This is a genomic window from Gemmatimonadota bacterium (assembly GCA_030747075.1).
Lineage (GTDB): Bacteria > ARS69 > ARS69 > ARS69 > ARS69 > ARS69.
This window is the reverse complement of the sequence record JASLLL010000017.1, coordinates 36,854-52,028: the sequence shown is the minus strand read 5'-3', so window position 1 is coordinate 52,028 and position 15,175 is coordinate 36,854. Positions and strand designations below refer to the sequence as shown.

Below are 15,175 nucleotides of genomic sequence, written 5' to 3'. Positions count from 1 at the left end.
CATGACGGCGACGACCGCCGGAAGTGACGCGCGGTAGCGAAAGGGCACGAAGACCGCCTGTTGGAGGCGCGAAGAGCCTCTCACGAAGGGGAAGACCGACTATGCTTACCGACCGGTCATGGTTTACAATGGTGTCGCGGCCGGAGGAAGACGGTCCGAATGAGCCGTCCCCTTCCGGCCGACGAACCGGGAGGATCCACCATGCGTCTGCGCCTGTCCAGTCTCCTTCACTCTCCCCCCCTCCACGCACTTCTCCTGTCGCTGGCGTTTTCGCCCGCGGCGTTCGCCGCCGTCACGCCGATCTCCATTGGAAAGTCCGGCCAGCTTCATGCGCTGGCGTACAGCGCGTCCGATCCGGATGTGCTCTACACGGGCGGTGACATGTGCGGTGTTTTCCGCACCACCGATCACGGGTCGAGCTGGCACCTGTGGGCGGAGGGGATCGCGAGTTCGAACGAGACCAAGTCGTTCTATGTCGAGGAGATTCTGGATGTGGCGGGGACCGGCCGCGACGGCGTGTATGCCGCCACCTACGCGGGCCTGTACCTGCGTCCCGTGGGGGCTCCGGCGTGGGTGCTGACGACGCCGCCGGTATCGTTTTCGTTCGAAGGGGGAGCGGGCGGATCGCGCGGGGCGATGATCCCCTTCTCGTCACTGGCGCGGGCTCCGGGAGACACCGTGCTGTTTGCAGGCGCGGGCTACGGCCGCTGGGACACGAGCATCGGCCACACTTACTACCCGGTGGCTCCGGACTTTGTACAGCACGAGTCCGGTCCGGCGGCGCAGTACTCAATCTGCACATTCAACCTGTCCTCCGGCCTCGGCTGGGAGTGGGACGAGTCGACCGAAGGGTTCGGGATCACCCGGCAGCTCTCCGCAGCGATGGTCAACGGCGTCCGGTATGCGGCGGCGGCGACCCAGACCGGGATCTACCTGAAGTCGGAATCGGACTCCGCGTGGGCTCGCGTCAGCGAGACTCTGCCCGCGCCGCCCACGCACCCGCTTCATCCGGACGCGTGGGGCGTGGCGATCACTTCCCGCGGGTTCCTCTACGCGCTCTTCGGGCAGACCGACACCACCGGCGCGGGATGCGGGCTGTTCCGCGCGGATGTGAAACTGCCCTCGCCCGAGTGGGAGTGGATCGGCAGTGAGACCGATCCCGTCGCGCCGCATTCCGCGGACAGCACATGGACCTGGCTCACCGCGGCCACCGGCAGCGGTGGTCCCGGGTGCCACTTCACCACACTCACCGTCAAAGAGGGGACCGGCGCGTGGGATTTCGACGAGATCCTGGTGGGGGAGCGGCGGATGACCATGATGGGCGGTCTCTACCGCACCCGGGTGTATCCCGTGGTCCCCGGAGGGGAGGTGCAGTGGGAGCACTGCATCCATCTGCGGGGAACCTGGTCGAGCTTCACATACCACTACCTGGATCTGTCCGGCTTCGCGCAGACGCTTCCCATCGGATGGAACAACTCCTCGGCCATCGTGATGCTGTGTCAGGCGGCGGTCTCTCCCGTGGACTCCGACCGCAGGATGATCACCTCCGGCAAGATCCACGCCACCACCGACGGCGGGGACTCCTGGGATCAGGTGTACTGCGACTCCGTTCCCGACGGCGGCTGGGTGTCCCGGGGGGCAAACCTCATGACCGCGCACTCCGTCGCGTTTCTGTCCGACGGGCGCATGGTGCAGACCAATGCGGACGAGGGATGTGTGATCGCCACCGATGCCACCGAGTCCGCGTGGAATGTTCAGAATCCCCCGGTGTCTTCCCACGCCACGCCCGAGGACAACAACAGCTGGACGCGCGAGGCGGGCAGGGTCCGTGTCGTGCCCGACTTTCACGGGCCGGGGCAGGGAGGTCTCTTCACGACCTTCGGTGAGATCGGTTCGAGTCCGTACAACGGGTCGAAGATCATGGTTCTCGATCCCGCGGATTCTCTCTGGAAGAACGCGACGAACAACCCGTCCTGGGACATCACGAACTCCATGATCCGCGACTTCGTGGTCACGCCGGACAGCACGATCTTCGCCGCCTACTGGAGATTCGAGGACCATCCGTACAATCCGGGTCGGCTCGTCTGGAGTGACATGGGGGTCATGCGCGGCGACTGGGACGAAGTCATCTCCTCCTGGTACTGGACGGAGGTGAATGACGGGCTGGCGACGGATTCAACCTCGGCATGGGCTCCCGCGCTTCGCCGCCACGGCAAGCAGCTCTTCCTCCTTCCGGGAACCACGAAGGTCCTGCTCGGCGCGATCCACTGGAGCGCCGACCACTCGAACTCGGCGCTGCCGAGTGGCGTGTCGGCCGCGGTCCGCGGTGGACTGTTCTGTCTCGACTCGACCGAGGACACCAGCTGGGCGGGTTGGCTCGTCGGTTCGGAGAGCAGCGCGGGGTGGCTGGAAGATTCCGCCCGCGATGTACGGAGCATCGCGGCAACTCCGGACGGGTCCGCTCTGTATGTCGGAACGCGCGGGCATTCCACCGGCATCGGCACATTGCTCCGCGCGGGCGGCGGTCCGTTTGTCGGCCCCGGGGCGGCACCGGTCCCGGCGGACTGGACCATGCACGCCAATGAAGACGGGACGAGCGGGTCCTTCGGGTTCGATGAGGTCTACTATCGAAACTGGACCGGGCTGGAGCTGGAACGACGCATGACGAACCTTGCCGAACTGGCGGTTCATCCCGACGATCCGGATGTCGTGTTCGCCGGAATGGCCGCGGCCCGTTACCACCCGAAGAACGGCGTCTGGATGCACCGGATCGGAACCGGCGTGTGGACGGCCATGGCCGGAAACGGAACGCCGCCGCTGGCGAACTGTCAGGCGATCGGATTCGACACGCACGACTCGTCGAAGCTTGTGTATGGAACGAACGGGGAAGAGTGGTGGCAGATCGACATTTCCGAAATGACCGGCGCACCGGAGACGGGCGCAGTTCCGGCTGGGCCGGTTCTTCAGCTTCTGTCGCAGGAGAACCCGGTCCGGGGAACGGTGGGCATTCGCTGGCATCTTGCGAGGCGTGCGGAGCGGGTCACCGTGGACATCCACGATGTCAGCGGAAGACGGGTGCGCAGGATCTCCCGTGAGCCCGTCGCGCCGGGCGAGGGGCAGGCCGTGTGGGATGCCCGGGATCAGGACGGGGTGGGCGTAGCGGCAGGAGTCTATTTCTTGCGCGTGGCAGTGGTCGCGGAGGGCCGCGAAATCGGGGCAGCAGTCGGAAAAGTGGTCCTGATGCGGTGAATCCAAGGAAATCCGGGCCTGGCGTCCCCCGTCAGGCCCGCCGTAGTTGAGCAGGATCCCCCACATACAGTAGAATCTATCCACACACAGCTATCATTCTCGGAGTTCCCCCCCGAGCCGGATGCCCCCTCAGGTCCCGCCTCCCCCGGTGAGACCCGTGCGCGGACCGGCGGAAAGGGTCGTCTTGTCGCGGATTCTCCTTCTGGCCGGAGCGGTCCTCTCTCTGGCCGGCACTTCCGTGTCGGCTCGAACATGGATGGTTCCGGCCGATGCGCCCGACATTGCCGCTGCGGTGGACTCGGCTTCCGCCGGGGACGCGGTGGAGCTGGCGTGCGGAGTCTATGCCGAGTGGGGAATCTCGCTGAAGGAAGGCGTGACCATCCGAAGCGCAGACGGCGACCCCGCCTGCGTCACGATCGATGCCGGAGGCGCGGGGCGCGTGTTTGACGCCCACCAGGTGCAGGGCGCGGCGCTCGTGGGGTTGACGATTGCGGGGGGGGTGGCCGCGGGAGGATACCCCGACGGGCTGGGCGGAGGACTCCGCTGCACGGACGCGGATGTTTCGGCAACGGACTGTGTGTTTCGCGACCACGACGCCAAGTACGGGGGGGCCATCGGGTGCGACGGTTCCTCGGTGGCGCTCACGGCGTGCGTCTTCACGGGCAACGCCGCGTACGCATCCGACTGGGCGGCGGGCGGCGCGGTCTTTGCGCGCGGCGGCGCGCCCGTGATCTCCGGCTGCTCCTTCTCCGGCAACACCGCCTTTGCCACGGAACTCCCGGGAGATGGCGGCGCCGTCTTTCTGGATTCCACACGGACCACTCTGACCGACTGTCAGTTCTCCACGAATGCGACCGGCGCAGGAGCGGGTGCGCTCTATCTTTACCGCAAGGACCGGAGCTTCGTAGAGGCGTGCGACTTCGTCGGCAACAGCGCGGGCAGCGGCGGGGCAGTCTATGTGGAGTACTCCTACCCGCGGTTTGAGAACTGCCGCGTCGACTCCAACACGGCGGCCAATGGGGGCGCGTTCTTCGTGGCGAAGCGATCGGTGGTGGAGGTCGCCCGCTGCGAGATCAGCGCGAACGAAGCGACCCCGTTCAGCGGCGGCGCGTTCGATTTCTGGAACGCGACGGGAACGATCACGGAATGCACCGTGGCCGGGAATACGGCTGGAGTCCGCGGCGGTGCGATCTCGGCGATCCACTCCTCGCCGGAGTTCCGCGATTGTCTTCTTCTGGCCAACTCGACCCCCGGCGACGGTGGCGCACTTCACTGCGGCGACGGCTCCGCCCCGGTCGTGGCCGGATGCACGCTGTACGCGAACGCGGCGGGAGGCCTCGGCGGAGGCGTGCGCGGAGAGGCCGGTTCCGCACCGGAGATCCACGCGACGATTGTCGCGGCGGGCTCCGCCGGAGAGGCGGTGTCGGTGGATCCCGCGTGCCAGCTTGCCGTGTCCTGCTCGGACTTCTTCGGAAATGCCGGTGGCGACTGGACCGGAGCGCTGGCGTCGCGACTGGACGCGGAGGGGAACTTCTCCGCCGACCCGGGCTTCTGCGACGGCCCGGGAGGGGTCTTCACGCTGACGCTGCCGGGATCCCCGTGCCTGCCGGAGAACAGTCCGTGCGGGACGCTCATCGGCGCACGCGTGGCGGGGTGCGGGTGCCCGGGGAACGCGACGCTTCTGGTGCCGGACGATCATCCCACGCTGGCCGCCGCATTGGCCGCCGCGCTTCCGGGAGATGTCGTGGGATTGTGCGCCGGGGACCATTCCGGACCGATCACCCTGACCGACGGCATTCACCTTCTCGGCGCGGGGACGAACCTCACGCGCGTTGCCGCGGGGAGTGCCGCTCCGGCGCTCCTTCATGCGACCGCTCTGGTGGAGCCGACCGTGGTTTCCCATGTGACGCTGGACGGCGCGAGCCTTGCGGAGGATGTCGTTCTTGTGGACGGCCTCTCCACCGGACTGGTTCTGTCGGAAACGCGGATCACCGGCGGGGTTTCCACCGGCATTCGCCTGCGCTCCGGGTCTCATGCGACTCTCGGCGGTGATCTCTCCCGCGCCAACGACATCTTCGGCAACGGGCCGGGGGGGCTTTCGAATCTCGTGAACGAGAGCATTGGCGCGGACTCGCTGGACGCCACGCTCAACTGGTGGGGGACGAACGACTACTCCATCATCCTCCAGACGATCACGGGTCCCGTGCGCTCCTGTCCCATCACCGACTCCACGCACACAAAGTCGCTCTGTGCCCCGCTGGACGCGCTGTCCGCGCCGGAATCGGCGGACGCGCCGGCGCTTTCGCTCGCCATTGCATCGAACCCGTCTCGTGGCGGTGCCACGCTTCTCGTGGGCATCGCGGAGGCTTCCCGGCTTGAGGTGTCGTTCCACGATGTACGCGGCCGCCGGATCTGTGAACGGACTCCGGGGACACTCCCCGCGGGGCGTCATCAGATCGTCTGGGACGGGCGGGACGCGTCCGGACAGCGCGTGGCCGCGGGCGTGTACTTTGCACGGGTCATGCTCGACGGCGGGCCATCCTCCGTGCGAAGAGTGACGGTTGTTCGATGAGGCGGGTCCTGTCCACGATGGCCTTCTTCGCGCTGTCCGCCGGTTCCGCGCCCGCCGTCTTTCCCGGTGCCGGGGAAGAGACCCATTCCATCGCGCTCCATGTTCACGGGAGCCTCAGCGAAGGCGACGGCAGCATGGAGTGGCACACGGCGATGGCGGAGTCGGTCGGCGTGGATGCGATCTGGTGGACCGATCATGACTGGCGGATCGAGCACAGGAAGCACACGCGCTCGTTCGACTTTGAGACCGCGGTCTACGACCCGGTGTATGGCCGCTATGCCGAAGTGGACGATGCCTACCCCGGCCAGTATCGCTACTTCGAAAGGGCCCCGTCCTCGCTGCCGCACTCGATTTCCCTCGTGGACACGATGGCGTACTCGGGTACGCGGTCTCTTCGAATCTCCGGAGAGGACCCGTGGGGCTCGGTGACCTTTCGCTCCGTTCCGGTGGTTCAGACGGGATCCCGAAAGCAGAATGCCTACTCGCTGGGCATGCGCCCGAAGATCTCCTTCGCGCTTTTCCCGGAGGACCTCGACCCGGCCTTTTCCCGAGTCGTGCTGCAGGTCAAGCTGAGCGTTCACCCTCTGGGGCAGCATGTGCTGCGCTATGTCATGGGGTCCATGTACGGCGAGGGTCCGGACACGATCCAGTTGCCGCTCTCGCCGGGCGTCTGGAACCCGGTGCAGGTCGATCCGGCGGCGGACGCCATGGCGCGGTTCTCCAGCGGTGGCGCGGACACGCTGGCCGCTCTGGACAACAGTCTGGTGGAGGTTCGTTTCGCACTGGAAGTGAAGGACGGGCAGAGTGCTACGGTCTTTCTGGATGGATACGCCATCGACCCGGACAGCACGCAAGGGGGTTGGCCGCTGATCGGGATGCAGCGGTCCGCGCTGGATCTCTACCGAATGTCGTATCCCGGCGTGTCGCACTTTCAGGGAACCGAGGTGTCGCTCTTCTCCGGGCAGCCGCATCTGAACGCGTTCACGCCCACGGCATTTCTTCCGGACTATACCGGGCATGTCTGGCAGGATTCGATTTCCTATGTCACGGATCAGGTCCACACCGCAGGCGGCGCGGTTTCCATGAACCACGCCTTCGGGGTGGGCATCTACGGGGACAACGGGGAAACGGCGTCGCAGAAGGCCGTCCGCATTGCGAATACCAAGCGGTGGCTCCTCCAGTCCCGCATCTACGGGGCGGACCTTCTGGAGGTGGGCTATCGCTGGCGCGGCGGGATCGACCTCGCCGGGCATGTCGAGGCGTGGGATGCGCTCAGCGCCAACGCGGTCTTCACCACCGGATGTGGCGTCACCGATACCCACGGGCCCTCCATCTTCTACGGATGGGGGCCGTGGGAGGCTCTTCCGTCACGGGAGAACAACTTCGCCACCTGGTTCCATGTGGACGCGCCGGATGAACCGGGCTTCATCCGGGCGATGAAGGCGGGACGGGCGTTCTTCGGCGATCCGTTTCTCTTCGGCGGAACGATCGACCTGTGGACGCCGGAGGGTTTTCCGATGGGGCGTGTCGTCGTGACCGATCGCGCCTCGCACGAGGTGGTCGTGGATGTGGCGGGGTTTGCGGACAGCGCGTCGGTTCGTCTTCTCCAGCTTGAGGTGCGCGGCGATCCTCCGTCGGAGTACCTCGACCCCGTGGTCCTGTGCGACACCCTTCTTGCGGCACCCACACTGGCCGGTTCGATTCTCGACACCGTGTCCGTGGACACGACGGTCCCGTCGTTCGTGCGCGTGGAAGTATCGCATTCTTCCACCGAGGCGATTGCGTTCTCGAACCCGCTGTTCCTCTTGCTGGATGTTCCGCCCGGTGGCATTCCGGCCGAACGCGCCGCGGCGGTGCTGGGGGACTTGTCGATTCTGCAGGCGCGCGACTTTCTGTGGACGGCGGTCGACGCGAGCGATCTTCCCGATCGCTTCGCGCTCACGGGAGACGCCGGGACCGACGGCTTTCTGAAGATCGCGTGCGGATCCCCCGGCACCCCCTCATCCGTGCGTGTCAACGGAGTGCCCGCATCGTGGAGTTTTGTGGATGGCAGCGTTCTGGTGGATGGACTCTCGGGGATAGACACTCTGGTGGAACTGCACTGGGGGGCCACATTCGCAGCCGATGCGCCCCGATGGACGACGGTCACGCTGGAGCCCGGACATCCCAACCCCTTCGGCTCGGGAACGATGATTCGTTTCGGGCTTCCCGATGCGCGCGAGGTCCGGATCGATGTGTTCGATGTGTCGGGCCGCCGCGTTCGACGGCTTCTTGCGGAGAGGCGGGGCGCGGGGCAGCACATGATTTCATGGGACGGGACCGACGAGTCGGGGCGAGAGGTTGCGAACGGAATCTACCTGCTTGTGCTGGAGTCGGAGGGGATTCGGCTCTCTTCGCGTGCCGTGAAGCTGCGCTGACACGGGCCGGGAATCTGCGGACTGGTGCGGGAGCGGGGCCGGGGCTACACTGCCGGGCATGACTGCTCTGCGCCGATACATCCACTGGCTGCACACCGGATGGCCGTCCGGCGATGTGAACCGCCTGCCCGAAGTGCGCCCGGATGGAACCACCCGCGTGGACGGCCTGCTTGTCGCCGGAGACCTCCGCGGCGTGCCGCTCCTCAAGTTCGCCGCCGAGTCCGGTGCCCGGATCGTTCGGACGATCGCGAGCGGAATGAGCGAGACGGGGACCGGGACCGGGTCACCCGATGAGCCGGTGGATGTCGCGATTGTCGGCGGGGGCGTGGCGGGAATGTCGGCCGCGCTGGAGGCGAAGCGTCTCGGTCTCTCCTTCGTCGTGCTGGAAGCGGCGCGTCCTTTTGCGACCGTCGCCCACTTCCCCGCAGGCAAACCGATCCTCGCGTATCCTCCGGAGATGATCCCGCAGTCGGGACTTTCGATCACGGCATCCGACCGTGAGAGCCTTCTTCGGGAACTGATGGGGGCGGCGCACTCGGCGGGCATCGAGACGGTGACGGCGCGTGCGGAGTGTGTGCTGCGCGACGGAGAACACCTGCGCGTCGTGGTGCCGAACGGAGACGATGTGACGGCGCGTCGCGTGGTCGTCGCGATCGGTCGAAGTGGCGACTATCGAAGGCTTGGCGTCCCGGGCGAGGACGGAGATTCCGTCACAAACCGCCTTCACGATCCGGCGGTTTATCGCGGGAAGGCGGTGGTGGTCGCCGGTGGGGGAGACACCGCGCTGGAGGCGGCGGCCGCACTGGCGCGCGCGGGAGCGCAGGTGGTGTTGAGCTACCGCGGTGCGGCATTCACCCGCCCCAAGCCGGAGAACGCGGGCGCCGTGGCGGCTCTCGCGGAAGGGCGGGAGGCGGCTCCGGGGAGCCTTCGCGTGATCATGGAGTCGCGCATCACGGAAATCGCGGCGACATCGGTGTCGCTGGTCACGGCGACCGGGCCGGAGACGGTTTCTGCGGAGGCCGTCTTCGTTCTGATCGGCAGCGAGCCGCCGCTCCACTTCTTCCGCCGATCCGGCGTGCCGATCTCTGGGGAGTGGACGCGCAGGCGAACGGTCTCGCTGGCGGCGGTCCTCTCCTTCTGCACGCTCCTCTATCACTGGAAGTCAGGGGGGGCGGTGACGGCGTGGTTCCGGGAGAGGGCGCTCTTCCCGTTCCACTTCACGCCGCCTGTCGACCCTTCGGGTCCCTGGGAGGCCGTCGCTGTTTCAGCCACCAGTCCCGGCTTCTGGTATTCGCTGGCATACACGATTCTCGTGGCGGCCTTCGGAGTGCTTCGTGTGCGCCGCCGCCCGACGCCGTATATCCGCGCACAGACATGGTCGCTGGCAGTCCTCCAGATCGTGCCGCTGTTTCTTCTCCCGTATCTGCTCCTTCCCTGGATGGGAACTGCGGGGTGGTTTGACGAGGGGGTCGGCGCGACAATCGCGGAGGGACTTTTTCCCATCACCGAGTGGGACCCCCACGGTCGCGAGTACTGGCGCGCGTCCGGCTTCATTCTGGCGTGGCCGCTCTTCCTGTGGAACGCCTTCACCGACCGCCCGATGGGGCTCTGGCTTCTGATCGGTTCGCTCCAGACTTTCGTGCTGATTCCGTGGCTGGTGCGTCGCTGGGGCAAGGGCGCGTACTGCGGCTGGATCTGCTCCTGCGGCGCGCTTGCGGAGACGCTCGGCGACGCGCACCGCCACCGTATGCCGCACGGCCCCCGGACCAATCAGATGAACGCCGTCGGGCAGGCGGTTCTGGCGCTGGCCGCGCTCCTCCTTCTGCTGCGTGTTGTCGCCTGGGCGTTCCCTGAAGCCTCCATCGCGAAGACGATCTACATGGCGCTTCACATGGGCCGCGACGCTTCGTGGAATGAACTTCCCTTCCCGGGGAACTATCTGAACTACGCCTGGTTTGTGGATCTTCTGCTGTCGGGGATCATCGGCGTCGGACTTTATTTCCACTTCAGCGGCCGTGCCTGGTGTCGCTTTGTGTGCCCGCTGGCCGCGCTCATGCACATCTACGCCCGCGCGTTCGGGCGATTCCGGATCTTCTCCGAGAAGAAGAAGTGCATTTCGTGCAATCTGTGCACATCGGTCTGCCATCAGGGCATCGATGTCATGGGCTTCGCGAATCGGGGGCTTCCCATGGAGGATCCGCAGTGCGTTCGGTGTTCGGCCTGTGTGGTGTCGTGCCCGACCGGCGTGCTGAGTTTCGGTCGCGTGAACGCGAACGGAGAGGTGGCGGCGGTCGACCGGGTGCGTGCCACGCTTCGCCTGGAGGAGGGGAAGTGACCGGGAAGCGCCGGTTCGTCGCCGTGTTCCTGTGCACCGGGAACTCCTGCCGGAGCCAGATGGCCGAAGGCTGGGCGCGCGCGCTTCTGGGCGACGAAGTGAGTGTCCATTCCGCCGGAACGGAGGCCCACGGGCTGAATCCGCGCGCCGTTCGCGTCATGGAGGAAGCGGGCGTGGACATCTCCGGACACGCTTCCAAGACGGTGGAGGACCTGGACTGCGATGCGCCTGATCTCGCGGTCACCGTGTGTGATTCGGCAGCCGAAGCGTGCCCCGTCCCCCGGGGCGCCGCACGCGTCGTCCACCATTCGTTCGATGATCCCGCGTCGGCTCGCGGCACGGAGGAAGAAGTCCTGCGCGTCTTCCGCCGCGTGCGTGACGAGATTCGCGACTTCGTCCGGACGCTCCCCGCGATGCTTGAAGAGAAAGGCAGTGCGTCATGAAGCCGCCTCCGTGGAAGCGCACCGGCAAGCCGGGCGTCATGGACGTGGGGATCTTCCGGATCTTCTCGCACCGGGCGCGGTCCCCGAGAACGGGAGAGGAGCGGAAGATCACGGTGGTGGATTCGAACGACTGGGTGAATGTCGTGGCGATCACGCCCGACGCGGAGGTCGTGCTTGTCCGGCAGTTCCGGCACGGCGTCGAGGCGGTGACGCTGGAGATCCCCGGCGGACTGGTGGATGCCGGAGAGGACCCGGCGGCCGCGGGAGTTCGCGAACTGCTGGAGGAGACGGGCTACGCGGGCGGGGAGCCGCAGCTGCTCGGGCGTGTTCGTCCGAATCCTTCGTTTCTCACGAACCTCTGCCACACCTTCCTCGTGGAGGACTGTATCGAGGTCGCGGAGCCGTCGCCCGATCCCGGCGAGGACATCCGCGTCGCGCGGGTTCCGCTGGCGGAACTCCCGGGACTGGTGGCATCCGGGGAGATCACCCACTCGCTGGTCGTGTGCGCGTTCTGGCTGCTCGCGCAGAAGCGCCCGGACCTTCTGACGCCGGGGCCGGGAGCGTGATCGTGCGCCACATCCCGGGGGTCGCGCTTCTGGCGGCCTGGGGGTTGGCTCTGTCGGGCTGCGCGGAGAGGGACGGTGCTCCGGAAACCGGCACAGCGGGCGAAGTGCTCACGCTCTTCGCCGCCGTCAGCCTCACGGACGCGCTGGATGAAACCTGTGATGCCTTTGAATCGGAACACGGGATTCGCGTGCTGCGGAACTACGCCTCGTCCTCCATCCTCGCGAAACAGATCGATGCGGGCGCGCCCGCCAATGTCTTTGTGTCGGCACACCCGGAGTGGATGGAGTGGCTTGCCACGCGAGGGAGGCTGGCCGCGGAGTCGGAGAGAGTCGTCGCGGGGAATGCGCTCGTCCTCGTGGCGCCGAAGGGGCGGGGCTTTGCGGCGAATCTGCGGGCGCCGCTTGCCGGAGCGTTTGCGGGGAGGTTCGCGCTGGGAGATCCTGACCATGTCCCGGCGGGGATGTATGCCCGGGCCGCGCTGGAGCATCTCGGCTGGTGGGCGGGCGTGGAGCCGCGTGTCGTGCGTGCGGCGGACGCGCGCGCCGCGGTCGCGCTGGTCGGGCGGGGAGAGTGCGGCGCGGGTGTCGTCTACGCGACGGACGCCGAAGCCTCGGAACGCGTGGAGGTGGTGATGGAACTGCCGGAGACGAGCCACCCGCCCGTTCGCTATCCGGGTGCCGTCGTCGTGTCTTCCCCGGCGTCGGCGCACCGACTTCTCGCGTGGATGACGGAGCCTCCCGCGCAGGCCGTCTTCCGCGCGCACGGGTTTGCCGCATCGGAAGGGGGCGGCCCGTGACATGGCTTCACCCGGGAGAGTGGGAGGCGGTCGGGCTTTCGCTTCGAGTCGCGGCGGCCGCGACCGCCTGCGCGCTCCCGCTGGGCATTCTCCTCGGGCGGGTGCTCGCGCGGCGGGAGTTTCGAGGCAAGGGACTTGTCGAGACACTGGTCGCGTTGCCGCTGGTCCTGCCGCCGGTCGTGACGGGCTACCTCCTGCTGGTCGTACTGGGCACGAATGGTCCGGCCGGGAAGATCCTCGCGGCGGCGGGGCTGTCGGTGGCGTTCACATGGAAAGGGGCGGCCGTCGCGTCCGGCGTGCTGGGGTTCCCGCTGATGGTGCGCGCCATCCGACTCTCCATGGAGAGTGTGGACCCGGCGCTGGAGCAGGCCGCCCGGACACTCGGTGCGGGGCCGCTGCGCGTCTTTTGCACGGTGGTGCTTCCGCTGGCCGTGCCGGGGATCCTCTCGGGCGCGCTCTTGGCCTTCGCGCGGAGCCTGGGTGAGTTCGGTGCCACGATCACCTTTGTCGGAAACATCCCCGGGGCGACCCGCACACTGCCGCTGGCTACCTACACGCTGCTCCAGACTCCCGGCGGAGAGGCGGCGGCCGCGCGTCTGGCGGGGCTGTCGGTCCTGGTGGCAGTCGCCGCGCTGGGCGTGGGCGAATGGCTCGCGCGGCGGGACCGGCGGAACCGGGGGGTGGCCTGATGCTGGAAGTGCGCGCGCTGTGGAGCCGCGGCACGGCTTCGCTGGATGTGGAACTGTCCATCCTGGATCCGGTCACCGCGCTCTTCGGACCCAGCGGTGCGGGGAAGTCCACGCTTCTGCGAGTGATCGCGGGGCTGGAACGGCCGGATGCGGGGCGCATCACGATGGACGGCGAAGTTCTCTTCGACTCGGACGAAGGCGTGGATCTTCCGCCGGAGAAGCGGGGCGTGGGGCTCGTGTTTCAGGAGGGGCGGCTCTTCCCGCATCTCTCGGTGGCGGGGAACCTCCGCTACGGATACCGGCTTCTGCCGCCGGAGCATCGGCGGTTCGAGGAAGCCCGCATTGTGGAACTCCTGAAGCTGGGATCGCTTCTGGACCGGCGCCCGCAGAACCTCTCCGGCGGGGAAGCGCGGCGAGTCGCCATCGGCCGCGCGCTTCTTGCATCACCGAGGATGCTGCTGCTCGACGAACCGCTGGCGGGACTGGACGAAGGCCACCGCGCCCGCGTGCTGGCGCTTCTGAGGGAGGTGCGTGCGGCGTTGGACATTCCGATGGTGTATGTCAGCCACTCCGTCCCGGAACTGCTGGAACTGACGACCCGCGTCGCGGTCCTGGACGGGGGGCGTGTCCTCGGGCAGGGTGAATTCTTCGATGTGCTTGGAACCGATGCGGTGTTCCGGCTGGCGGAATCGCTGGGACTGGAGAACCTGCTGGAGGTCACGATCACCGGTGGCGGTTCCGCGGAGGGCGTGACCCGCGCGGACCTCGGCGGGCGCGAGCTGATCCTGCCGCCGGTGGACCGGCCGCCCGGGACGCGTGCGCTGGTCGGGCTTCGTCCGGAGGATGTGATCCTGACTCGCGAACCCGTCACGACCACTTCGGCGCGGAACTGCATTCCCGGGCGGGTCGTGTCCGTGACGCCCGTGCTGGGGCGGCTTCTGGTTGCCGTGGAGGCCGGAGGCATCCTTCGCACGGAGATCACGCCGCAGTCGGCGCGCGAGCTGGGCGTGGAAGAGGGGGCGGAGCTCTACTGTCTGATGAAGGCGTACTCGTTCCGCTGGCGGCACCACCTCTGAGCGGGCCGGGTCACGCCCTCCGCCCGGCGAGTTCGCGTTTCAGGTGGACGAGCCCTCCGAGCAGCCCCTGCCCGACCGCGATCCCGTACGAGAGCAGCGACAGCGCGAGCGCCTTCTCCGGAGCCATGCCTCCGAATGCAAGCAGCGTGACGAACGCCTTTTCCCGCACGCCGATCCCGTTGATGCCGACGGGAAGCATCATTACGCAGAACACGAGCGGTACGGTGGCGAGGTAGGTCATGAACGGCAGGTCCTCTCCCAGCGCGAACTGGATCAGCCAGAAGTGGACGATCAGCAGCAGCTGGAAGCCGAGCGAGATTGCGAAGTTGGCGAGGAGCGCCCGGCGTGCGCGGGAGAAGAGTTCGAAGGCGGCCAGCATCTTGCTGACGGTCTCGCGAACGAATGCGACGGGGAGCTTTGGGGCGATACGCTCAGCAAGGCGGCGAAAGCGGTTGTCGAGTGCGAAATGAAGTCCGCCCCCGGCGATCACCATGGCGAGGGCGAGTGCGGCCGTGATGCGCGGGTCGAGACGCGCGGTCGCGCCCGCCACGACGGCGATCCCCCCGAGCGAGAGCGTGGCGATCAGCCCGATCAGGCGTTCCACGAGGATGACCGTGAGCGACTCGGTGAGTGTCCCGCCTCCTTCGCGCCGGGCATCGGCGGCCCGCACGACATCGCCGCCGATCGAAGACGGCAGGAAGTTGTTGAAGAACAGGCCCACCATGTAGGAGCCGAAGAGTGTGGGGATGGGGATGTTCCGGCCCTGGCTTCGGAGCAGGATCTGCCAGCGCCACGCACCCAGCAGATTCCCCGCCGTGTTGACGGCGAACGCCGCGAGAAGCCACTCCACGCGCACATTGCCGAGCGCGTCGCGAAGCCCGTTGAGGTCCGCCTGCGTGAGCACCCATGCGAGGAGCCCGGCGCTCACGAGAATCCGCGCCGTGCGGATCAGGTGGGTGCGTGCCGTGAAGCCCCCCGGCGGGGGAGCGCTGTCGTTTGCGGCGGGCATCGGTCAGCGAACCCGCCCGGTG

At 67.4% G+C, this 15,175-nt stretch carries 10 protein-coding genes; 9 read left to right on the top strand and 1 reads right to left on the bottom strand.

The features are described from left to right. Positions 1 to 159: 159 nt before the first annotated feature. The 9 genes from QF819_07085 to modC all read left to right on the top strand — a co-directional run bounded on the left by QF819_07085 (position 160) and on the right by modC (position 14,144). Positions 160 to 3,249, top strand: coding sequence for a FlgD immunoglobulin-like domain containing protein (locus QF819_07085; protein ID MDP6802923.1), 3,090 nt, complete (start codon positions 160 to 162; stop codon positions 3,247 to 3,249). A 184-nt stretch (positions 3,250 to 3,433) separates the two neighbouring features. Continuing rightward, on the top strand, positions 3,434 to 5,821 hold the full coding sequence (locus tag QF819_07080; GenBank protein MDP6802922.1) for a right-handed parallel beta-helix repeat-containing protein: 2,388 nt from the start codon (positions 3,434 to 3,436) through the stop codon (positions 5,819 to 5,821). Then, positions 5,818 to 8,238, top strand: a complete 2,421-nt coding sequence (locus tag QF819_07075; GenBank protein MDP6802921.1) for a FlgD immunoglobulin-like domain containing protein — start codon at positions 5,818 to 5,820, stop codon at positions 8,236 to 8,238. Before QF819_07080 ends, QF819_07075 begins: the two co-directional genes overlap by 4 nt. A gap of 58 nt (positions 8,239 to 8,296) precedes the next feature. Then, positions 8,297 to 10,573 (top strand): NAD(P)-binding domain-containing protein, encoded by a 2,277-nt coding sequence (locus tag QF819_07070; GenBank protein ID MDP6802920.1) that lies wholly within the window; start codon positions 8,297 to 8,299, stop codon positions 10,571 to 10,573. Then, positions 10,570 to 11,016 carry an arsenate reductase ArsC gene (locus QF819_07065; GenBank protein ID MDP6802919.1) on the top strand — a complete coding sequence of 149 codons (447 nt, stop codon included), beginning with the start codon at positions 10,570 to 10,572 and terminating at the stop codon, positions 11,014 to 11,016. The genes QF819_07070 and QF819_07065 overlap by 4 nt, the downstream gene beginning before the upstream one ends. Next, entirely contained in the window at positions 11,013 to 11,582 is a 570-nt protein-coding gene (locus tag QF819_07060) for an NUDIX hydrolase (protein ID MDP6802918.1), read from the top strand. Before QF819_07065 ends, QF819_07060 begins: the two co-directional genes overlap by 4 nt. Positions 11,583 to 11,584: 2 nt before the next feature. After that, positions 11,585 to 12,379, top strand: coding sequence for a molybdate ABC transporter substrate-binding protein (gene modA / locus QF819_07055; protein MDP6802917.1), 795 nt, complete (start codon positions 11,585 to 11,587; stop codon positions 12,377 to 12,379). After that, positions 12,376 to 13,068: a molybdate ABC transporter permease subunit gene (gene modB / locus QF819_07050; GenBank protein MDP6802916.1), complete on the top strand. Its 693-nt coding sequence runs from the start codon at positions 12,376 to 12,378 to the stop codon at positions 13,066 to 13,068. The genes modA and modB overlap by 4 nt, the downstream gene beginning before the upstream one ends. Continuing rightward, complete coding sequence (gene modC / locus QF819_07045) at positions 13,068 to 14,144, top strand: molybdenum ABC transporter ATP-binding protein (GenBank protein MDP6802915.1); 1,077 nt, start codon at positions 13,068 to 13,070, stop codon at positions 14,142 to 14,144. The genes modB and modC overlap by 1 nt, the downstream gene beginning before the upstream one ends. A gap of 10 nt (positions 14,145 to 14,154) precedes the next feature. On the opposite strand, the gene QF819_07040 is transcribed toward modC, so the two are convergent. After that, the gene (locus tag QF819_07040) at positions 14,155 to 15,153 is read right to left on the bottom strand and encodes a lysylphosphatidylglycerol synthase transmembrane domain-containing protein (protein ID MDP6802914.1); all 999 of its coding nucleotides are present in this window, start codon (positions 15,151 to 15,153) and stop codon (positions 14,155 to 14,157) included. Between the last annotated feature and the right edge of the window lie 22 nt (positions 15,154 to 15,175).

Coding starts and splice junctions, on each gene's coding strand:
- QF819_07085 (MDP6802923.1), top strand. CDS start 160: ATGAGCCGTCCCCTTCCGGCCGACGAACCGGGAGGATCCACCATGCGT.
- QF819_07075 (MDP6802921.1), top strand. CDS start 5,818: ATGAGGCGGGTCCTGTCCACGATGGCCTTCTTCGCGCTGTCCGCCGGT.
- QF819_07070 (MDP6802920.1), top strand. CDS start 8,297: ATGACTGCTCTGCGCCGATACATCCACTGGCTGCACACCGGATGGCCG.
- QF819_07060 (MDP6802918.1), top strand. CDS start 11,013: ATGAAGCCGCCTCCGTGGAAGCGCACCGGCAAGCCGGGCGTCATGGAC.
- modC (MDP6802915.1), top strand. CDS start 13,068: ATGCTGGAAGTGCGCGCGCTGTGGAGCCGCGGCACGGCTTCGCTGGAT.
- QF819_07040 (MDP6802914.1), bottom strand. CDS start 15,153: ATGCCCGCCGCAAACGACAGCGCTCCCCCGCCGGGGGGCTTCACGGCA.